The 20,566-nt window shown below is 60.5% G+C and carries 17 protein-coding genes; 7 read left to right on the top strand and 10 right to left on the bottom strand.

The window, feature by feature from the left end; translation table 11 throughout:
* The first annotated feature begins 42 nt into the window (after positions 1 to 42).
* From MUN79_RS28410 to MUN79_RS28430, 5 genes are all read left to right on the top strand, one after another.
* A complete protein-coding gene (locus MUN79_RS28410) occupies positions 43 to 2,100 on the top strand; it encodes a S9 family peptidase (RefSeq protein WP_244675799.1) in 2,058 nt (685 codons plus the stop codon).
* A 365-nt stretch (positions 2,101 to 2,465) separates the two neighbouring features.
* Positions 2,466 to 3,359, top strand: a complete 894-nt coding sequence (locus MUN79_RS28415; RefSeq protein ID WP_244675800.1) for a hypothetical protein — start codon at positions 2,466 to 2,468, stop codon at positions 3,357 to 3,359.
* A 197-nt stretch (positions 3,360 to 3,556) separates the two neighbouring features.
* The gene (locus MUN79_RS28420; RefSeq protein WP_244675801.1) at positions 3,557 to 5,488 is read left to right on the top strand and encodes a sensor histidine kinase; all 1,932 of its coding nucleotides are present in this window, start codon (positions 3,557 to 3,559) and stop codon (positions 5,486 to 5,488) included.
* Between the two features lie 33 nt (positions 5,489 to 5,521).
* On the top strand, positions 5,522 to 6,013 hold the full coding sequence (locus MUN79_RS28425) for a response regulator (protein WP_244675802.1): 492 nt from the start codon (positions 5,522 to 5,524) through the stop codon (positions 6,011 to 6,013).
* On the top strand, positions 6,013 to 6,171 hold the full coding sequence (locus MUN79_RS28430) for a response regulator transcription factor (RefSeq protein WP_244675803.1): 159 nt from the start codon (positions 6,013 to 6,015) through the stop codon (positions 6,169 to 6,171). Before MUN79_RS28425 ends, MUN79_RS28430 begins: the two co-directional genes overlap by 1 nt.
* 49 nt (positions 6,172 to 6,220) lie before the next feature.
* On the opposite strand, the gene MUN79_RS28435 is transcribed toward MUN79_RS28430, so the two are convergent.
* The 8 genes from MUN79_RS28435 to MUN79_RS28470 all read right to left on the bottom strand — a co-directional run bounded on the left by MUN79_RS28435 (position 6,221) and on the right by MUN79_RS28470 (position 15,084).
* Positions 6,221 to 7,537 (bottom strand): FUSC family protein, encoded by a 1,317-nt coding sequence (locus MUN79_RS28435; protein ID WP_244675804.1) that lies wholly within the window; start codon positions 7,535 to 7,537, stop codon positions 6,221 to 6,223.
* Positions 7,525 to 8,358, bottom strand: a complete 834-nt coding sequence (locus tag MUN79_RS28440) for an FUSC family membrane protein (protein WP_244675805.1) — start codon at positions 8,356 to 8,358, stop codon at positions 7,525 to 7,527. Before MUN79_RS28440 ends, MUN79_RS28435 begins: the two co-directional genes overlap by 13 nt.
* Positions 8,359 to 8,538: 180 nt before the next feature.
* Entirely contained in the window at positions 8,539 to 8,922 is a 384-nt protein-coding gene (locus tag MUN79_RS28445; RefSeq protein ID WP_244675806.1) for an STAS domain-containing protein, read from the bottom strand.
* Between the two features lie 416 nt (positions 8,923 to 9,338).
* The gene (locus MUN79_RS28450; RefSeq protein ID WP_244675807.1) at positions 9,339 to 10,307 is read right to left on the bottom strand and encodes a bestrophin family protein; all 969 of its coding nucleotides are present in this window, start codon (positions 10,305 to 10,307) and stop codon (positions 9,339 to 9,341) included.
* A gap of 174 nt (positions 10,308 to 10,481) precedes the next feature.
* Positions 10,482 to 10,655, bottom strand: a complete 174-nt coding sequence (locus MUN79_RS28455; RefSeq protein WP_244675808.1) for a P-loop NTPase family protein — start codon at positions 10,653 to 10,655, stop codon at positions 10,482 to 10,484.
* 50 nt (positions 10,656 to 10,705) lie between these two features.
* Positions 10,706 to 12,319 (bottom strand): MutS-related protein, encoded by a 1,614-nt coding sequence (locus MUN79_RS28460; RefSeq protein ID WP_244675809.1) that lies wholly within the window; start codon positions 12,317 to 12,319, stop codon positions 10,706 to 10,708.
* Between the two features lie 68 nt (positions 12,320 to 12,387).
* Complete coding sequence (locus MUN79_RS28465; protein WP_244675810.1) at positions 12,388 to 14,595, bottom strand: TonB-dependent receptor; 2,208 nt, start codon at positions 14,593 to 14,595, stop codon at positions 12,388 to 12,390.
* 48 nt (positions 14,596 to 14,643) lie between these two features.
* Entirely contained in the window at positions 14,644 to 15,084 is a 441-nt protein-coding gene (locus MUN79_RS28470; RefSeq protein ID WP_244675811.1) for a RidA family protein, read from the bottom strand.
* A gap of 107 nt (positions 15,085 to 15,191) precedes the next feature.
* On the opposite strand from MUN79_RS28470, the gene MUN79_RS28475 reads away from it, so the two are divergent.
* Together MUN79_RS28475 and MUN79_RS28480 are read left to right on the top strand one after the other, a co-directional pair.
* The gene (locus MUN79_RS28475) at positions 15,192 to 15,998 is read left to right on the top strand and encodes an energy transducer TonB (protein WP_244675812.1); all 807 of its coding nucleotides are present in this window, start codon (positions 15,192 to 15,194) and stop codon (positions 15,996 to 15,998) included.
* Between the two features lie 173 nt (positions 15,999 to 16,171).
* Positions 16,172 to 17,689, top strand: coding sequence for a DNA integrity scanning protein DisA nucleotide-binding domain protein (locus tag MUN79_RS28480; protein ID WP_244675813.1), 1,518 nt, complete (start codon positions 16,172 to 16,174; stop codon positions 17,687 to 17,689).
* A 202-nt stretch (positions 17,690 to 17,891) separates the two neighbouring features.
* Here MUN79_RS28480 and MUN79_RS28485 read toward each other — a convergent pair whose 3' ends face one another.
* Both MUN79_RS28485 and MUN79_RS28490 read right to left on the bottom strand, forming a co-directional pair.
* Positions 17,892 to 18,410, bottom strand: a complete 519-nt coding sequence (locus MUN79_RS28485; RefSeq protein ID WP_244675814.1) for a DUF4442 domain-containing protein — start codon at positions 18,408 to 18,410, stop codon at positions 17,892 to 17,894.
* Between the two features lie 154 nt (positions 18,411 to 18,564).
* Positions 18,565 to 20,553 carry a DUF3857 domain-containing protein gene (locus tag MUN79_RS28490; protein WP_244675815.1) on the bottom strand — a complete coding sequence of 663 codons (1,989 nt, stop codon included), beginning with the start codon at positions 20,551 to 20,553 and terminating at the stop codon, positions 18,565 to 18,567.
* Positions 20,554 to 20,566 lie beyond the last annotated feature (13 nt).

The raw sequence follows: 20,566 nt of genomic DNA on the forward strand, positions 1-20,566 counted from the left end.
TTTTCTACCTTTCCTGAGCAATTCCCTTTTCCACCTTTCCCAATGAGAAAACCATTCCTTGCCGCGCTGGCCCTCCTTCCCCTGGCGGCCGCGGCCCAACAATCGGTGCTGACGCCGGAGAAGCTCTGGCAGCTGGGCCGCCTGGGCGAAATGCAGGTGTCGCCGGACCAGAAAACGGTGGCCTTCACAGTGACGCGCTACAGCCTGGGCGACAACAAAGGCAGCGCCGACATTTACCTGGTGCCCGTGGCCGGCGGCGCGGTAAAGCAGCTGACCAACACCCCCGCCGTTTCCGAAAATACCCTCAACTGGCGCCCCGACGGCAAGTTGACCTTCCTCTCAAGCGAAGGCGGCACCGACCAGCTCTACGTCATCAGCGCCGATGGCTCGGGCAAGCAGCAGCTCAGCCAATTTCCGGAAGAAGGCCTGAGTAATCTGAAGTATGCGCCCAAGGGTAATTTTATTCTCTACACCCAGGACGTGAAAACGGGCAAGGAGGTAAAGGACTGGTACGCCGACCTGCCCAAGGCCGACGCCCGCATCATCGACGATTTGAACTACCGCCACTGGAACGTGTGGGACGATTACAAAGTCTCCCACGTGTTTTTCCAGCCCGTGGGCTCGGATGGTAAGCCCACCGGCTACGGCAAGGATGCCATGGCCGGCGAGAAGTTTGACGCGCCCCTGCAGCCCTTGGCCGGCTCTGAGCAGCTGGCCTTTTCGCCCGACGGCTACTCAGTGGCTTATACCTCGCGCAAGCTCACGGGCAAGGCCGAAGCCGAAAGCACCAACTCCGACATCTACCTCTACAGCATCCGGGAAGGCAAAACCGAAAACCTGAGCCTGGGCCTGGAAGGCTACGACACGGAGCCCGTATTTTCGCCCGACGGCTCGAAGGTGGCCTGGCTAAGCATGGCCACCCCGGGCTTTGAGTCGGACCGCAACGGCATCGTGGTGTACGACTTCAAAACCAAGCAGCGCACGGATATTACCAAGGGTTCGGAGCAGGCCGCGGCTAACATCCGCTGGAGCACCGACGGCAAAACCATCTACTTCGCCAGCGTTATTCAGGGCACCGACCAGATTTTCTCGGTTCCCAGCAAGGGCGGCAAGGTGAAGCAGCTCACCAAGGGTGCCCAGAACTACAACTCGTTTGAGCTGGCCGGCAAAGACCAGGCAATTGCCAACAAAACTACCATCAGCAGCCCCGCCGACCTGGTGCGCGTGGATCTGAAAACCGGCAAGGAAACTCCGCTGACCACCATTAACAAGGACGAGCTGAGTGGCCTGAAGATGGGCAAGGTGGAAAGCCGGCAGGTAACCACCACCGACGGCAAGCAGATGCTGGTCTACGTCATCTACCCGCCCGACTTCGACGCGAGCAAGAAATACCCGACCCTGCTGTATTGCCAGGGCGGCCCTCAGAGTCCGGTTACCCAGAGCTTTTCGTACCGCTGGAACTTCCAGCTGATGGCCGCCAACGGCTACATCGTAGTGGCGCCCAACCGCCGCGGCCTGCCGGGCTTCGGTACCGAATGGAACAACAGCATCAGCGGCGACTGGGGCGGGCAGCCCATCCGGGACTACCTCTCCGCCATTGACGACGTAAGCAAGGAAAGCTACGTGGACAAGGACCGGCGCGGCTGCGTAGGGGCTTCCTACGGCGGCTATTCGGTGTACTACCTGGCAGGCCACCACCAGGGCCGCTTCAAGACCTTTATTGCCCACGCCGGCCTGTTTAATCTGACCAGCTGGTACCCCAGCACCGAGGAAATGTTCTTTGCCAAGCACGACATTGGGGCCGCGCCCTGGGAAATGCCCCAGCACAAGAGCTACACCGGGTTTAACCCCCAGCAGTTTGTGGGCCAGTGGGACACCCCGATTCTGGTGATTCACGGCGGCAAGGACTTCCGGGTGCCCGAGGGCCAAGGCATGGAAGCTTTTGGCTCGGCCCAGCTGCGCGGCATTCCCAGCCGCTTCCTATACTTCCCCAACGAAGGCCACTGGATTCAGAAGCCCCAGAACGCGGTGCTTTGGAACCGGGTGTTCTTCGAGTGGCTGGGCCGCACGCTCAAGCCCGAAGCCCAGGCGGCGAAGTAGCCTGACCGAACCACTCACCCGCAGACCCTGCCGCTACCGGCAGGGTCTGTTTGTTTTTGGGTTCCTGGTTTTGCCGCCCTATCTTTTGGTCACTATCCTTATAAACCTATTGTCCTATGCGCTTCGTCGTATTGAGCACCCTGCTGTTGCCCGGTCTGCTGGCAGCTTATTCGGGCCATGCGCAAGGAAGTGTGCTGTATCAGCCGCAACCGTATCAGCCGCAAACTCGCTACCAATTATCCTCGCCAAATCAGTACCGTGCCCCAAAGCCAATCATAATTGCTCCGACGATTCCCGTCGACGCTGACGGATCCATTAAACAGGAGCCTGATTCTGCCACCCGGCGCCAATATGCCCGCCACCGAGTGCGCACCGTGCTAAAAACTCGCCTCGATAAACAGGGCCAGGTGCAAGACACCGTTGAGTACCTGGCCGTGGATGAGCAAGGTCGCTGGACGGAGGTGGGCCGGTGGCAAGGCCAGGTACATCGGCAGTGGAGCTATAATAGCAACGGCCAGTGCACGGCATTGGTAGAACACCCTTATGCGGCCCGTCCTTATACCGTTATCAACACGTACAATCCGGCGCTGGGACGGGGCCACCAGGAAGTGCTCCAACGGAATGGAACCCACACCGTGGTGCAGGAAAAGCAGCTCTACCAAAACGGCGACACACTGCTAACCGAAATCAAGGCCCACGGGCTACTGGTAGGCAATTATTACTACCCGGAGTATGTCCAGCGCAGCCTTCGCCTGGTACCCCACCCCGACACAATGCTGACCCTGACTTGCTTTTATGACAAGAACCAGCACCCCACCAGCTATCAGTTCGACTATTTGCTCTACCAGCGCGGCCGGCTGCTGGAAACAGGCAAGATAAATCCGCGCAAACTAGGCTCGGCAGCCAATGATACCAGTGCTCAAAAGATGGGGCCGGCTCAGGCATTGGCAGCGCTACGCCGGGGTACCGGGTTACAGCCCCAGAACCGCCGTTTCTATGACTCACAGCACCGCCTTATTCGGCACGAATTCACGAGAGCGAAGGATTTACGTTCTTCTCGGGCTGTCATCAATTACACCTATAATAACCTGGGGCAGCTAATCGGCCGGGAAAATTCCTCTGTAAGTGCCGGGGTTAGTATCCGCTCCACCTATACCGTATTTTCCTACTCCCCAACAGGGCTCCTGACGGGCGAAACCACGAATACCGGCAACGGCAGCCCCGTTTTTTACCGTTACCAGTATCAATACTACGATTAGGACTGCCCCCGGCAAGAGCCGCTTCAGTAGTACTCGTCGTGGCTGAGCCGTGGTGCAAGTTGGTTTTGGGGTGGCTTCTGGCTGCTAGGACCTGTACATAAGCGGTAAGTAATTCGCCAGGCATGCAACGCAGTTGAGTTTAGGTAAGTACAGAGTATACTTTCCGTCCACGCCTGCCCCGCTGCTTCTCCTCCACTGTGCTCATCCGCCTGCTTTCTTTCTGCGTGCTCTTGCTTGGCTTTTTGGTACCCGGCCGGGCCCAGAGCAGCGCTGATGACCATACCGTACTCGACACGCTGTACCTGCAGGATGAAAACCATCGGCACGTGTCGGAGGTGTACCGCTACTGCACCGAGCCGTTTGCGGTGAAGCCCAGCCCCGAGAGGGCCGACAGCCTCTGGCAAGCCGGGGCTTTTCAAACCGGCCGTTGGCACAAGGCGCTTAGCCTGGGCTTTTTGCACCAGCGCGTATGGGTGCGTATTGCCGTGGCCAACACCTCAAGCCAACGCAGCCGCTACGTGTGGAGCATCTACAACTTTACCGACAGCGCCACGCTTTACTTCCGGCCCAACGGCTCCGAGCAGTTTCACCGGGTGCAGGCCAGCTCCTGGCAGCAAGCCGATCAACGCCCTTTCCCGGCCCGGTCGTTGAGCTTCCCCTTTGTCCTGGAGGCCGGTCAGCGGGCCGTGCTTTATCTGCGCGTCGACCATCGTGCGGGTGCCCTGTATCTGCCCACGTACATCGAGACGACCGAACAGTTTCTGGCCTCTGAGGTGGAGGCGCCCTTCGAGCGGCACTGGATTTGGCTGCTGGGCTTTTACGTAAGCAGTGCTCTGTTCAACCTGGTGCTCTACACCTTCCTGCGCGACCGAATCCACATCTGGTACGTGGTGTATGTGGTGTGCATCACCTTGTTTCTGCTGATGGAAGACGGGTTCGACGCCTGGGTCCTGCCCGCCGCGCTGTACCGCCTAGTATGGTCGGTGGGGCAGTTTAATTTCCTGCTGCTGGCCGCGGCCTGTGGCGTGCAGATCATGCAGTCCTTTCTGCGCCTGCGCTCCGGCTGGCCCCGGCTGTACCGCCTGGGCAACTGGCTTTCGGCCCTGGCAGCGGCGTTTGTATTGGCCTATGCGGTTCTGTTTCCCGTTGCGGTGCGCTCCGGCCTTCTCTACCCTACCCTGCTCAACGGGCTGCGCGAAGTACTGCTGGGGGCCCTGGCGCTCTACAGTTGGGTAACCTTGCTCAACGTGCTGTTGTCGCGCCGGCGTCGGCAGCTGGGCGCCTACTACGCCCTGACCTACTTCTTCTTTTTCGTAGGCTTTCTGCTGTTCTGGCTGAATCATTTGGGGCTGACCAACTTCAACCTGGTGCAGCCCAACGCCCTGGCCTGGGGCCTGGTGCTGGAGCTGCTGGTACTTAGCGGCCTGCTCACGGGCCGGTTTCGGCACACGCTGCGGCAGAATGAAAAGCTGCGAATCCGACAGCTGCGGCAGCGCAACGCCCAAAGTGCCCGTCTGATTGCGGCCCAGGAAGAAGAACGGGCCCAGCTGGCCCGGGAGCTGCACGACGCGCTGGGGCCCAACCTGGCGGCGCTGCACATGGCCTGGCAGGGTCCGGCCATGCGCGAGGCCCTGGCTACTTCGCCCGCCGCCGCGGCCGTGGGCCAGCACACCGAGCTGCTGCTGCGTCACCTGCGCGACGAAGTACGTACCTACAGCCACACGCTGCTACCCTCCGAGCCCGGCCTGGGTACGCTCAGCGAGTCGCTGGCTGCCCTCAGCAAGCTGCACAATCTGCACGGCAGCCCGGTCGTGCGGACCTACTGCGACGCGGCCGTGAATGAACTGCCGACCCACATTCAGCAGACCGCCTACCGCATTGCGGCCGAGTTGCTCAACAATGCCATTCGCCACTCCCGGGCCAATGAAGTATCGGTACAGATGCTGCGCCACTCCGAGGAGCTAGAAATCATGGTGGAAGACAACGGCCGGGGCTTCGCAGAGCCTTCCCGCAACAGCGGTATTGGGTTGCGCGGGTGCGGGCCCGGGCCGACTATCTGCGCGGGCAGCTCTACATCGACAGCTCCCCGCAGGGCAGTAGTATTGTTGTCAGAATTCCTTGCTAACTAGCCTCCCTCCTCTTTTTTCACGCCTTCCCGTAGCATGCCTTCCAGTCCTTGCCGCCTGCTTATCGTCGACGACCACCTAATGCTCACGCAAAGCCTGGCGCTGCTTTTTGCCGGCCAGCCCGACCTGGTAGTGGTAGACCAATTAGCTTCGGGTACGGCCCTGCTGGAGTGGCTGGGCAAGGCCGTGGGAGCCGCAGTGCCCGCCGATGTGCTCCTGCTCGACTTGCACCTGCCCGGCCCCGATGGCCTGACCCTGCTGCCCACCCTGCAACAATATCCGCAGCTGCGGGTGCTGGTGTTTAGCACGGCGGCCTCCCCCGAGCTCATTGAGCGGGTGGCTGCGGCCGGCGCCCACGGCTTCGTGGCCAAGTCAGCCGATGCCGAACACCTGCTGGAATCTATCCGGCGCGTACACGCCGGGCAGCGGGTTTTTCCCCGAGCGCCCGCCGGGCCGCCCCCGAGAGCGGCGAAGCTACCGAGCCACTGCTGCGCCTGCACCGCCTTTCGAGCCGGGAGCGGGAAGTAGTGGGCCTGATCCGGGCCGGCCTCACCACCCGCGACATTGCCGAGCGACTCTCGTTGTCGGAGTTTACCGTGGGCACCCACCGCCGCAACATCATGCACAAGTTGGAATTGCCCAATATGGCTGCCCTGCTGCAGTTCGCCTTCGACCACGGTTTGTAGCCAACGGGGCAACAAGTCACCGGGAGCCGGAGTTACCCTTACCCCCAAGCTATTTCGTCAGAATGGCGTCGGTGGTTTTGCCGATGTCGCTGCTCACTTTCTGGATAAACTCCAGCTGTTCGCGGAGCAGGTTGTCTTCGGGCGTGAGCACCTGCTTGGGAAAGGCCTCGGGCTCCACGGCCAGAAAGTCGGTGGCGGGCTCCTGGGCTTCGTCGTCAAGCTTTTTCAGGCTCCGGGTCAGGCCCAGCAGCGCCTGCCGCAGGGGCTTACGGGTGGCCGGAGCCAGCGGCTGCCCAGGCGCCGTGGAGGTAATCGAGGCAATATTAGAAGCCAGAATGTGGTTCAGCACCACAAACTCGTGGACTTCGGAGCTTTTGCGCTGGGTGCTTTTGGGCTCGGAAAGCATGCGCTGAAACGCGGCCGAAAGGTTGGCGGAGCTAACGTACACGTTTTTGCGCACCAGCTTGTAGTCGGTTTGGTGGTAGGACACGCCCGAAATATTCTCGGCCAGCTTGAGCAGGTAGTTCAGGTTGGCCCGCAGCACGTCGCGCATGAACACCTGCAACTGGTCGGCCTCCCACTTCGGAAACAGCAGGTAGCCGGCTGAAAAGGCAATGGCGCAGCCGATAAACGTGTCGATAACCCGCTCCTCAATCAGGCCCAGGTAGCCCACGCCCAGCAGGCTGAACATAATCAGGATAAAGGGCGTCAGGCAGGTGACGGTGATGATGTAGTTGGTGCGCTGAAAGCTGTAGGAAATAACCATGAGCACTACCATCAGCACAAACTGCACGGTTTTGTCGGGAATCAGCCACAGAATCAGCACCCCGATGACGCCACCGGCCAGGGTGCCCAAGATCCGCTGGTAGTTGCGCTCCTTCGTCAGGCTGAAGCCGGGCTTGAGCATGTAGGTCGTCGTCATCAGAATCCAGTAGCTGTGGTAGCCCGGAAACAGCAACTTGGACGCAATAAAGCCCACCGAGCAGGCCAGCGTCATGCGGATGGCGTGCCGAAACACCGAGGAGTTGAACGTGAGGTTGTCGCCGATGGACTTGAGGTCAAACTCCTCGTGCGACACGAAGCGGGAAAACTCCAGCTCCCGCCCGTAGGTCTGCCCGGTCTTGGCCGAGTCGAAGTAATTCAGGATGTCGTTTACGCGCTGGGTGAGGTTGCGCAGGTTTACCAGAATCTTCTTCAGCACCAGGTTGCTGCCCGAGCTGCCTTCCTCGCCGATGGCGTCGATGCGGGTTTTGAGGGTTTCGAGCTGAGTTTTGAGCGTGGCCCGGGTGGCGTAGGGCCGGTTGGCCTGAATGGCGGCCCCAATGTGGTCCAGCTCCACGGCCATGTGCCGGATCAGCTCGGCCACTTCCCCAGAATGCCGGTGTGGCCAAACTGGGCGCGCAGGGCCGCGTAGTCGTAATACGTGGCCGTGATATGCTCGTAGAGGTCCACCACGTCGATGAACGTGACGACCAGGCGCCGGCCGCGGCTGGTGGTTTCGTTTACAATCTGTCGGCTTTTGAACAGCACTTCCCGCACGGCATCCTGCTTTTCACTGACCACCACCTGCTGGGCCACCAGCCGCCGGTAATCCTCGTCCAGGGTCGTGTTGAGGGTATAGAAATCAGCTTTAATGGTCAGAAACTGGGCAATGGCGTGAATGCACTCGGCCAGGGCCTGACGGGCGGCACGGTGGGGACGCACCTGGTGCAGCAACAGACTCAGCACGGTATACCACACGCCGCCGGCCAGCAGCAGCAGGCTGTGGGGCAGCACCTGGGCCGCCGTCAGCGGCTTGTCCATGTTGAGAATCATGACCAGCAACGCCGCCGAGCCTAGGGCCCCGGCCCGGGCGCCGTACACCAGAAACATGGTAAAGAAGAAGGTCAAGACAGCTACTTCCAGGCCCAGCAGCCAGTTGGAGTAGTTCAGGGCCCCGGTGAGCAGGCCCACCAGAAAGATGCACAGGTTGCCGTAGAGCATGCCGTTGCGCTTGTGCTCAATGGGCCCCGGCAAATCGGTGATGCTGATGCAGACGGCCCCGGTGGAAAGTGTGAGGCCGGTTTCAAACTGCCCGAGCCAGGAACACACCAGAGCCGGCAGCAAAATGGCGAAGGTGATGCGCAGTCCGTCGGAAAAATCCTGCCCGAAGAAGAAGTAGTGGATTTTCCGGGTTTGCTCGTTCATTGCCGCGTGGTTGCCCCGGTTCGGGGCTGTTCAGGAGCCTTATACGGGCGGCAAGGTAAGGGCTGTTGGCAAAACCGCCCAGCTTCGGGCAGCATTACAAGCTAAGTACGCTGACCCTCAAACCAAAACAAGCCTTTCCCGGCGTGGGAAAGGCTTGGTGAAGTGGGCGTACAGCAGGCTTCAGGCGGCGTCGGTCTGGGCGTCGCGCTGGCTGAGCTGATGGCGGCAATAGGTTTCGGCGTCGAGCAGGGTGGGCACAATCGGGATGTTCAGAGCCGGTGCCAGGGCGGCCAATTCCTGACGAATACCGTCGCTGAGGTGGCAGAGTACCAGGCTCATACCGTGCTTGCTGAGCTTGTGGTAATAATAGGTGAGCAGCTCGGCCGCATCCGAGGGTAGGTGGTGCAGGTGGCTGCAGTCGACCCAGACGCTGGACTTTCCGCTGCGGGCGGCCCGACTCAGCGCCCGGTCCAGGGCGTCGTCTTCGTGCTCGGGCGAAACGGGCACATCATCAGCCAGAATTAGCAGGTAGCTTTCTGGCAGAATCTCTCGGTAAACTTCCATGCGCAATAGTCAAGAATGGTTGGCGGGTTTGGCAAGACAGGGGGACTCAGGGCGGTATTCAGAGCAGAAAATCACGAGGACCAGGGCAGCTGCGAGGCTGCCCTTTTTTCAGTTGTCAAATACGATTTTGACAGCAAATAGTATACGGCCCGAATATATTATTTTCAGGCGTAAGACGCTCATTACTAAATTAATAGTTTCTACCTTTTATCAATAATTAGATTATTACAATTCAATGTTGCATCCTTTTTTACGGTAATACTCCCGGAAAGCGCCGAGCCCGAAATGCGCCTTATAACGCCTAAACCCACAAAAAGCCCCGCTTTAAGCCCCGTCTCACGACCGGGCTAAAGCGGGGCTTTTGTGTAGCTAATCTCCTAATTACACCAAACCACTCGGTGGCGGGCGCACCAGGGCTAGTACAGAATGTCCTCGATGGGCTCCAAACGGGACGGCAAATCGGTTTCGCCCAGCATTTCGCGCAAGTCAATTTCGATGCTGCGGCACAAGGCCGTCATGGGCACGTCGTTCATCAGGTTGTCGAAGGGATTCTCGCTGGTGTGGCCGACTACTTCAATCGTGTTGAACACCCACGATACCAGCACCGAAAACGGCACCGTGAGCCACACGTGGGAAGGTCCCAGCTTGGAGAACTCGCCCAGCAGGCCCAGGGGCAGCAGGGAAATAAAGATCCACACAAACACGTAGCTAAAGAAGGCGTACTGCCGCGGAAACGGCGTATTCTTGATTCGCTCACAGCCGCCCTGCAAGTTGTAGAGCTGCTCCAGCGTCTCAATCATCGACACATGCTGGAAGTCGTTGAGCAAGCCCCGCTCCTCGCGCAGGATGCGCAGCTCGGCCGCTTGCTGACGCACCAGATGGGCAGCCGGGTTCTGCTTGCCGCGCATAATTGCCGACTCTTCCGGGTCCAGAAAAGGCGCTACCTGCTCGTCCCACAGCTCGGGCTGGCGGCGCAGCTGAATGCGCAAGGCATTGCACCAGGCAATGTGGCGGTACACGAGCTGGCGGTGGCGGTGGCTAAGCTCGGAGGCACTGGCGGCGGGGGCACTCACGTTGGGCGCATCCACCACGGACGTTACGAATTCCAGCGCCTTGATGGCCCAGGTGCGGCTGGCATTCACGATGCCGCCCCACAGCTGCCGGCCTTCCCAGAACCGGTCGTAGGAGCCGTTATTCTTGAAGCCGATGTAAAACGACACGGCAATACCGAGCGTGGCTACTGGCTGCCAGGGAATGGCAATAAAGCGCAGCCCGACTTTGGCGTACAGAAAGCACATGAACAGGGAATACAGCGTGAACAGCAGCACGCTGCGCCAGGCATATTTCCAGATGACGCGCCAACGAAGATTTTCCCGGATGTACACTTATGCAGAGATGGTGAAGTGGTGAGATGGTGAGTTGGTATAGTAGCCCAAACGGCTTCTCACATTATTGCGCACTACTTACGGTGCAGGTCATTAGTTACGGCAACTCAGACCGGGCGTTCAGTAGGAATAGTCGAGTATACGTCAGAACGTCAAACTCACCAATTCACCACTTCACAATTTCACTTCTATGCCCATGAGCTGCATCAGCTTGCTGGCATTGAACTCGCGGCAGGGCCCGGGCGTGAGGCGGTAGTCGAAGCGAATTTCGTCGCCCTCGATGGTGCTGTTGAAGCTGTAGTTGGTCACGGCGCCGGGCAGTTCCTCGGCCATAGCCGACAGCTCCAAGTCGTGGGTGCTGATCAGGCCGCTGGCGGGCCGCTGGTGCAGCTGCCGGATCAGGGCCTGGGCCCGCGGTGGCGGTCCAGGGAGTTGGTACCCTTCAGGATTTCATCGAGCAGGTAAAATACCGGCTGGCCGGTAGCCGTCAGCTCCAGCAGCAGGCGCAGGCGCTTGAGCTCGGCGTAAAACGAGGACGTACTTTCGGCCAGGTTGTCCTGGGTGCGCATGGCCGTGTACACCCGGGCCGGCGCCAGCCGCAGCTGTTGCGCACAGACCACCGCCCCGGCCTGGGCCAGTACCATATTCAGGCCCACCGTGCGCAGAAACGTGCTTTTTCCCGACATATTCGAGCCGGTAATAACGCCCGTATGACCCGCGCCCCGGGTGCTGAAGTCATTGCTGATGCGCTGCCGGGCAAAAATGAGCGGGTGACCCAGCCCAACGGCCGTGACTTCCAGCGGCGTGGCGCTTAGCTCGGGCACGGCATAGGTGGGATTAGCGGCCTGAAAGCCGGCCAAGCTGACCAGGGCCTCCAGCTCCGCTCCTACTTCCAGCATGGCGTCGAGCTGACCGCCGAGACGCTTTTTCCAGCGTTCCAGCTGCCACATGCACCACAGGTCCCAGAGCAGCAGGTTGTTGAGGATAATGGCAATCAGCGGGCTTTCCCGGGCCGAAAACAGACCAGTAATGCGGGAAAGCTGCCCGATCAGGACGGAGGCGGGCTGGTGTTCGGCGCTGGCGTGCAAAGTAGCGTGCAGCTGCCGCAAATGGGCTGAGGTCCAGGTTGGCGCTTCAAACCAGGCCAGCTGGTCGCGGTAGGCCCGCAGGGCGTCGCGCATGGAGCTGCTGTGGCTGAAGTACTCGGCCCGGGCCACCCGAAACACCGAGTTCAGAGCGCCCAGCACCAGCACCGCCCCCAGGGCCAGCAGTCCGGAATACCCCAGGAACCACAGCACCACGCAGCCCACGGCCACCGGCGGCAACACAACCATCAGCAGCGTGAGCCAGCCTTTACCCTGGAAAAAATCGGGCTGCCGGAGCCACTCCGTGAAGGTGCGCGGGTCGGCGTCCTGCTTGGGAAAATGCTTGGCCCGGGCCTGCCACTCCTGCTGCCAGGCTACGTCGGGCGCCAGCTCCGCCACGGCCTGTTGGCGCAGCTCGATTACGGCCGGCTCGGCCCCGGCCAGCAGCCAGCCGGCCAGCCAGTCGTGCCCCAGGCGGGAAGTGGCCCGGTTCAGCAATTGGTACAGGGAGTGCGGGCCGAACACGTCGAGGTCGGCACTGTAGGGGTGGGCCGGGTCGAGGTAGCGCAGGCCGGGGTCGAAGCCGTTGAGCTTACCTTCCAGGCGGGCCAGCTCTTCCTGGTTGAGCTGGGCCAGCAGGCGGTAATGCTCCCGCTGGTAGCCCACGGCATTGTGCCAGCGCACCAGCAGCAAAAACACCACGTAAGCCAGGGCCACTACGCCAAAGGCGGCCGGCAGCTGCCCACGCGAAAACAGCCACCACACGGCCGCAATGCTGACCCCGAAGGCGGCCAGCCGCACCCAGGCCACCACCCGGTGCCGGCCGGCGTAGTGCTGCTCCTGGGCAGTGTGGGCGGCCAGGTTTTCTGAGAACAGCTCGGCGGGAGCCACGGAGAGCGGGCGGAAGTCGGAAGAAGCTACGGGCACGGCACAAAAAAGGGTGAGAGCGTCAAAAGTAACACTCCCACCCTCGCTATGCGTGCTTCTTTTCCGAACTACCGCTCAAAGCGCACGGTCAGGTAGAAATTGCGGCCCGCCGCGTTGATGCCCGAGGCAAAGGGCCGGTAGCTCTGGTCCAGGATGTTTTCCAGGCCCGACTGCACGCTCCAGCTGCGGGTAATCTGGTAAGTGGTGCGCAGGTTGAAGGTCTGCCAGCCCAGGGCGCCCACCGGCGTATTCTGAATCAGGTTGTCTTCCCCCGAGGGGCTGTGGTCGGCCACGCCCTTGCGGCCGTTGAACAGCATCGAGGCCTCGGCCGTGAGCTTGCGGCTCTGGTAGGTAATAGCTCCGCGGCCGTACACCGGCGGAATATGGTCCAGGGGCACGTCCAGGCTTAAGTCACGGCCTTTGGTATAAGTCACCGAAGCCTGGGCGCTCCAGTGCTTAATCAGTGCGGCATTGAAGCGGCCACTGAAGCCGTACACCCGGGCCTTGCCGGTGTTGGTATTGGCCACGGTAGTGAAAGTCTGCCCATTATAAACGGTCGTCGTGGAGCCGTCAGGGGCCGTGTAAGGCCGCACCACAATAGCGTCGGTCAGGGTGCTGTAGAAACCGGTCAGGGCCACTTGCAGTTTGCCTTCGATGGTATTCGACACCTCGGCTTCGCGGTAGAAAATCTGCTCGGGTTTCAGGTCCAGATTGGGAACGATGAGCGTGCCGTTGTTCTGCTCGAAGGTCTTGCTTACGTCGTCCAGGTTGGGGTTGCGGAAGCCCGTGGAAACCAGGCCGCTGACCCGGAACCCGGCCGGCAGCATCCAGACCAGGCCCAGGTTGCCGTTGAGCGACGAAGACGACTGGTCGGAGTTGAGCAAACTGGACTTGAAAAACTCGGGGTTGAAATTGGCTTTGAGCTTCACGGTGCTGAAGCGCAGCCCGTCGGACAAGATGAGCTTAGGCGTAATTTCCCAGCGGTGGGAGGCGTACACGCCCGTGGTGGCGTAGGTCGAACCGTTGGGGTAGCGCGTGGCAATGCCGGTAGTGGCCCCGCTCACAATGTTGACCCGGGTGCCGGTGCTTTCTACCTCGTTGCGGGTTACCTCGGCCCCGTAGCGCAGCTCATGCTCCCCGAGCTGCTTAAACAAGTCCAGGTTGGCCGACAGCACCTGCACGTCTTCCACGTTTTCGTCGCGCAGGTCTTTGCCGAACTCCCGCACCAGGCGGCTTTCCTGCACTTTCTGCACGGCCGGCGTAAAGCGCAGCAAATCAAATAGCGCCGTCGGGCGGGAATACTGAAACTGGTAGCTGGCCAAAAACCGCTTTTCCGGGCCGTAGTTCCACTCGGCCCAGCGCAAGGCGCCGTTGCGGTAGGTTTGGAGCCGGTCGTAGCGGGGCACGTTGGAAGTAGTTGAGTACTGCACGTTCAGCAGGTGCTGCTGGCTGGCACTAGGCCGGTAGAGCAGCTTTTGCAGCACCGAAAGCTGCCGGTAGCCCGACTGTCGCTGAATGTTCACGTTGTCGTTGGCCACCACCACGTCTTTGCCATCCTGCCGCTCCACGTAGCGCAGGTTTTCGCCGAAGCCGGGAAACGACTTATAGTCGCGGCGGCCCTTGCGCAGGTCGTCGAAGTCGGAGGCGGTGATGCTGGTAAGCAGGCCAAACTTCTGCCAGCCCAGGCTGATGTCGGTATGAGCCGTTTTTTCCCGGGCCGCCGTACCGTAGCGCAGCAGGTTGTTGGTACGCACCCGGGGCTGGCTGGCCGTGGTGCTGTCCGCGAGCTGCGGGTTGCGGGTCAGAATGCTGATAACGCCGCCCAGCGCGTCGGTGCCATAGATAACTGAGCCCGCGCCGCTGAGCACCTCAATACGGTCCACGGCGTTGGCGTCGGTGCTGAGAATGTTCTGCAGGTGGCCGGCCCGATAAATGGCGTTGTTCATCCGCACCCCATCTACCACCAGCAGAATCTTGTTGGCCTCGAAGCCGCGCAACACCGGACTGCCACCGCCAAACTGCGACTTCTGCACAAACACCTGCCCGGTGTTGACCAGCGCGTCGGCCGTGTTCATCGGGTTCTGCAGCCGGATCTGGGCCGCGGGCAGCACGTCAATCTGCTGGGGAATGTCGGCCTTGCGCTCCTGCACCCGGTTAGCCGACACCACCACCTCACTCAGGCTGATAACCCGCAGCGTGTCGGGCGAGGTGGTTTGGGCCGAGGCCGTTTCGAATCCGAATAGCGTGGCAAATACGAAGGGTATTGTTTTTTTCATTGACCGGATAATTGTAGTAACTCCAAAGATAAGCATAACGGCCGGTGGTTAGCGGCCTTCATTTACCACCGCAATGCACTTAAGCTCAATGGCAATGGGCGTGGGCAGGCAGTTGATTTCTACCGTCGTGCGGCAGGGCTGATTGGTTTGAAAATACTCCGCGTACAGCTGGTTATAGGTCGCAAAGTCATCCTTCATGTTGGTCAGGAACACGGTCACGTCCACCAGGTCTTCCCAGCGGGAGCCGGCTTCTTCCAGAATGTAGCGCACGTTCTGAAACACGGCGTGGCACTGGCTGGCAAAGTCGTAGCGCAGTACCGTGTTATCGGCGGCCAGCTCTACGCCGGGAATGGCTTTTTGGCCGCGCTGCCGCGGCCCCACGCCCGAGAGAAACAGCAGATTGCCTACCCGGCGGGCGTGCGGATAAAGGCCTACGGGCTCGGGGGCCCGGGAAGAATTGTGCGCGGTAGAGGTTTCGTCAGGTTGCATACCGTCAAAACTACCGAATTCGGACGCAATGCGTAGGAGAATAGTCCGTTTCTGAGCTGGTGCGGTTGTTGCCTCCCGGTTCAGCTGTTCGTTTAACCCCGACTTCTATGCGCTCCACTGTCCGTCGCCTGACGCTGCTGCTTGCCCTAAGCACGGCTGCCCTCACCACCGCTCACGCCCAGCAGAAATTGAAGTACCCCAAGACCAAGGCCGACGAAATCTACGACGTGGCGGCCAAGCCCGCCGTGCCCACCACCGGCCTGCAGGGCTACGCCGACTACCTGGAAAAAAACCAGCAGTACCCCACGGCGGCCCTGCAAAACGGCAAGGAAGGCACCGTGGAAGTGACGTTTGTGGTGGAAAAGTCGGGCGGCATCTCCAACATTGCCGTGAAAAATGCCCTGGACCCGGCCCTCGATGCCGAAGCCATGCGCCTGATCAAGGGCGGACCCAAGTGGGTGCCGGCCGAAAACAAGGGCGAAAAAGTGCGGCAGCGCGTTACAGTGCCCATTTCCTTCCACATGCCCCTGGGTGCTGGGGGGCCCGCCCCGCAGGTATCCGATAATGAGGCAGGCGCCGACTCCAAGCCCGCTGACGGCCCCAAGGTGATAAAGCCCGAGCAGCCGGCCCGGCCCGTGGGCGGCATCGATGCCTTCTTCGAGTGGATTCAGAAAAACCAGAAATACCCGGCTCTGGCCCGCAAGAAGAACATTCAGGGCAAGGTCATGGTTGAATTCATGGTTCAACCCGACGGCTCCCTCACCGACGTCAAGCTCGTCAAGCGTCTCGGTGCCGGCCTCGACGAAGAAGCCCTGCGCCTGATTAAGGCCGCGCCCAAGTGGGAGCCGGCCATGTACCAGGGCAAGCCGGTAAAGCAAAAAATGGTCTTGCCGGTGCTGTTTCAGCTGCTCTAAAGTATTTTGCTTCCCGGGCCGTCTGCCTACGGGTGGCCGGCCCGGCCCCTGCTTCCCGTACCCCGCTTGCTGCCGGCTGTAAGCCGGCCTTCCGCTCCTGCTGCGCTGCCCCTTCCTTTCACCTGCTTTCTATTCTTATGTTGGCCCCGCTACCCCTTTTATCCGCTCCGCCGGTGGCTCCTATTCCCGCGCCGCCGGTTTCCGGTCCGCTTACTATCTGGCCCTACCAGGCCCGGTTCCAACAGGCGGCCCAGGCCATGGCTGAAGGCATCTTCAACGTCCTCGATGATGACCTGGCTCCCAAAGTCACCCTCATTGGAATTCCCGCCGACCAGGGTAATTCAACCGAAGTAGTGTGCCTGGAGCCCGCCGACTGTGGCCTCGACTTCGCGCACTTCAGCAATATTATGGCCCGGGGCAAGGAAATGCAGAGCTCCTACTTCTGGAGCTCGGCCGACCGGGAAAACCTCACCGAGGAAACCATCCGTAAGCGCTACCAGGGTGTGGGCCTAAAAATGGCCATGCAGGAGGCTCTAAACGCCTTGGGCAGCAAAAACCAGTTCTTCGCTGGCTTCCCCGTTCTGGTCGATAAGTTCTTTGTCGTGACGGTGCTGCAGCTCAACCAGAAGGTGCTCAAGAGCCACCAGTCGCTGCGGCCCGACCGCTACTACACCGACGGCAAACCCGTGGCGCCTTCCCTGGTGCTGTCGGCCGTGCAGCGCTTCCAGGAAGAGTGCCTAAAGGCTCTAAATGAGCCCGAGCCGGGCGCGGGCATGCTGGTGCGCCCCCGCGAAACCGACGAGTTGGTGCGGGCCGCCGGCAAGCTGCTGATGGACACCCCGGCCCAGGCCCTGGGCATCAACCCGTCGACAGCCAAGCTGTTTGCAACCTGCAACACGATTTCCTCCCTGCGCTACGAAGGGGCCGAAGGCATTGGCAAGCTGCTGCTGGCCCGCCGCCGCCACCCCAATCTGGAAGAGGTATTTGCCCTGACCTGCCCTACCCCGCTTACCGACTACCGGGCCGTGCGCAAGCTGCTGGAAATGACCACGCCCGACGTGAGTCTGCTGGCCGACGGCGAAAACGTGTACGCCCTGGGCCGCCTGGTAGGTACCTATGACGCCAGCCGCGAGGATCTGTTCATGATCAACTTCGTGACGCACTACGCCTGGGAGTTTCAGCACGACGGCAAGGTGCTCATGCGCAGCCACTACGGCCAGCCCAGCCTGCCCCGCCCCCGGCTCAACCGCTTGCAGTTCCGCAAGGACCTGCGCCGTATCTTCGATTTGACCGCACCCGAAAAAGTGGAGCGCCTTTGGGATGTTGTGGTGGAAGCCAGCCGCCAGAAGCACGGCACGCTCGTAGTGGTGACCACCGAGGCCCTGGCCGAAGCCGACCGCCTCAAGCTGCAATGCACCCTTATTGAGCCCGTGCCGCTTACCCCCCTCATTACCCGCCTGGTCACGGCCATCGATGGGGCCGTGCTTGTCGACCCGGACGCGTATTGCTACTCCATTGGGGTCATTCTGGACGGTAAAGCTTCGGGCCACGGTACCAGCACCCGTGGGGCCCGCTACAACTCGGCCATCCGTTACGTGGAAAGCAGCCCTTACCCCTGCATGGCCATTGTGGTCAGCGAAGATGGGCTGGTCGACGTCATCACCAAAGACAATCTGCTGGAGCGGGAGTAGCAATTATATTGAGGTGCTAATACCCAACGGGTCATTGCGAGGAGGTACGACGAAGCAATCCGTCCTCTGCGAAGTACGACCCGATCTTTTACCAGAAAGCCCTTTATTCCAGCTGGAATAAAGGGCTTTTCAGTGAAGAGAGCTTTCTACATTTCAGAGGACGGATTACCGCGCTTAGCTCGCAATGACAGGTAGTTGTACCCTACCCCTTCTTCGCCCGGAACGACCAGGTGATGCGGAACACCGCCACTGTGTCGCCGGCCTGGTCCTGGCCGGTGCTGGTGCACACCACAGTGCGGCCCTCGCCGGTAGCCCGGCTTTCGACAATGGCCTGGGCGATACGCAGGCCGTCTTCGCTGGTAAAGGCAATCAGGCCCACGGCTTTCTTGGTAAACTCGGCCTCCATGCCCACTACCAGCATCGATACCGGGGAGCCGCTGGTTGTGTTCATCATCGACAGCACGCCGCTGGCCATTTCGGCCGCCATGCTCAGGCAGGCAAAGTAGATGCTGCGAAACGGATTTTTGGTCAGATACTTAAACGGCACCGTCACCGTGGCCCGAGCCGGCGTGATTTCGCGCACCCGCAGGCCGGCCAGGTAAGCCATGGGCAAACTGCGCAGCATAAACAGGCGCAGCTTCAGCGGGTTGGCAATGGTACGGCGAAAGGCGGCTGCCTGGGGCGTATCGGCGGGGGCAGGCACGGCGGCGGGCTGGGACATGGCAAAACGGGCTGGGTGAGGATACTGCAAAGAACAAAAAATATTCGGCATGCCGAATAGTACCCCTGGTTTTCTGCGCAGGCTTACCCAACTAAAACGCCCCACTTTCCGCAGAAAATGGGGCGTTCCAGGCAGCCGGCAGACTCCTGTTGCTTTAGCCTTTCTTTTCCAGCACCAGCACCACCTTGTTGAAGTTGGCCGCCGCGTTTACTACTTCGCGGAAGGCTTCGAAGTCCTTTTTGGGCCAGCGAATCTGCTGGTAGTGTTCCTTGATGGTCACCGTCACCTTCTGGCCCTCCACGGCGTAGCTCGACTGAAACAGGAACAGTGGGGCCGCCGCGTCGGGGCCAGCTTTCACGTTGTAGCTCAAATCCTTCAGGTTACGGATGCTGTAGCCGGCCGGCAGCTCGAAAGTGATGACGCGGTTGTAGCGGCGGTTAAACTCGTTTTCCACGTCGAACTGCCGGGCATCGGCCTGGTAGAGTTCCGACTGCGGCCCGAGCAGCTCGCCTACTTTGAACAAGTACTTCGGCCCGGCCCGGTTGAGCAGGGCCGCCGACTCCACCCCGGCCTCCACGATGAAGGGCTTGGCCAAGGGGCTCAGACCCCGCTCCCCGTTAACGACGTTCAGGCTTTTGAAGGTGGCGTCGGGCACGCAGCTTTTGATAAACTCCTGGGCTATTTCGGTGCGCTTGGCTTCCGGAATGAGGGAGTAGAATGGCTGAATCACCTGGGCGTTGTAGCCGCCCAAAATGTAGCGGATATTGACGGTGGACTTATCCAGGGTTGGGGCAAACTGCACGTTGATGTCCAGGTCGCTCGGGTTCTGGTCGGCGGCCAGGGTCGGGATGTCCTTCACCTTTCCCACCGCCGACTCGGTAGAGCCTAGCTTCACGGTCCGGATAAACAGACCGGGGTTGGCCGTCCACTCCGAAGGCACCATGCCGTAGCGGTAGTCGGGCCGGGCGGGGGCCAGCATCTGCTTGGTGGCCGGGAAGTAGAAAATGTAGTTGTCCAGGTAATTCCAGGTGTCGAACGACTCGTCGAAGGGCGACACGCTCCGGTCGGACGTCACTACTACTTCGTGCTCAATGCCCAGCTTGCGCAGCACCCCGGCAAACAGGCGGGCAAAGCCCAGGTCGGAAGCATTGCGGGTATTAATAATGCCCGAAAGCTCTGCCTCGGCGTATTCCTCCGAAGGGTTGAAGTTGGTTTTGATGTAGTTTTCCACGAACTGCACCTGCTCGGTTACGCCGCCGGCGGGCACTTTCATCAGCTTCAGCAGCTTGTCAAGGGCCTTTTGCTCATCCTTGGTGTAGGTGTAGAGCGAGCCGTGAATGTACTGGCTGGCTTCGGCCCAGGTAAAAAGCCGCTCCCGGCCCCGACTGGCATTATAGGCCAGCTTATACTCAATGCGCATCCGCTCGGCCTGGGAGTTGGCAAACGCCTCTTCCCGGGCAATGGCCACGTCCTTCAGGGCAATTCGCACCACGTGCTTGCCGCCAATTACGGTGTCGCGGCTGGCCTGGGGGCCGTGGTACACGCGAGTATCGAAGGTGAGCTGCTCGGGTGAAATCAACTCGAAGGTGACCGAACGGGCCGGCAAATCGGCTTGCAGGTACTCGCGGCCGAAGTAGTTGGGGCTGCGCTGCCGCATGTACACATATTCGATTTCACTGCCTTTCTCCACGCCTTCCACGGCAAAAATCTTGAAGCCCCGGGCCCCGTCCTGGTCTTTGAGCTCTTTGATGTTGCTTTGGTTGAGCTCTACCACCTCGCCCCGCGGACTAATCGTGCGGGCCTTGAGCCAGAGCAAGGCCCCATCCTGCACCGGCACGTAAATCTTGTTGAACCGCTCAATGGCATCGGTGCTGTTCACACGCACGATGCTGTGGTTGGTGGAGTACAGGCCCAGCTTCTGGGTTTTCTCGTCGTAGAAATACTCCTGGGCCGTGAAATCGAGCAGCAACAGAGCCGGCAGCTGGGTTTCGGCTTCGGTGAGGGGCAGGCGCTTGCGCTTGGCATCCCAGGTGTAGCTAGCGTGGGTCAGGCCAGCCGGAATAGCCTGGGCACATACGTCCAGCATAAGCAGCCAACCCAAGGCCAGGGTGAGGCCCAAAAGACGGAAAGAGGATTTTATCATAGGAGAAATTGAC

The organism is Hymenobacter cellulosilyticus (genome assembly GCF_022919215.1).
GTDB classification, from domain to species: Bacteria; Bacteroidota; Bacteroidia; order Cytophagales; family Hymenobacteraceae; genus Hymenobacter; species Hymenobacter cellulosilyticus.

Excerpts from the sequence above, each read along its gene's own strand:
- MUN79_RS28475 (WP_244675812.1), top strand. The coding sequence starts at position 15,192 with ATGCGCTCCACTGTCCGTCGCCTGACGCTGCTGCTTGCCCTAAGCACG.
- MUN79_RS28445 (WP_244675806.1), bottom strand. The coding sequence starts at position 8,922 with ATGGAAGTTTACCGAGAGATTCTGCCAGAAAGCTACCTGCTAATTCTG.
- MUN79_RS28410 (WP_244675799.1), top strand. The coding sequence starts at position 43 with ATGAGAAAACCATTCCTTGCCGCGCTGGCCCTCCTTCCCCTGGCGGCC.
- MUN79_RS28425 (WP_244675802.1), top strand. The coding sequence starts at position 5,522 with ATGCCTTCCAGTCCTTGCCGCCTGCTTATCGTCGACGACCACCTAATG.
- MUN79_RS28490 (WP_244675815.1), bottom strand. The coding sequence starts at position 20,553 with ATGATAAAATCCTCTTTCCGTCTTTTGGGCCTCACCCTGGCCTTGGGT.
- MUN79_RS28465 (WP_244675810.1), bottom strand. The coding sequence starts at position 14,595 with ATGAAAAAAACAATACCCTTCGTATTTGCCACGCTATTCGGATTCGAA.
- MUN79_RS28485 (WP_244675814.1), bottom strand. The coding sequence starts at position 18,410 with ATGTCCCAGCCCGCCGCCGTGCCTGCCCCCGCCGATACGCCCCAGGCA.
- MUN79_RS28470 (WP_244675811.1), bottom strand. The coding sequence starts at position 15,084 with ATGCAACCTGACGAAACCTCTACCGCGCACAATTCTTCCCGGGCCCCC.
- MUN79_RS28440 (WP_244675805.1), bottom strand. The coding sequence starts at position 8,358 with ATGAACGAGCAAACCCGGAAAATCCACTACTTCTTCTTCGGGCAGGAT.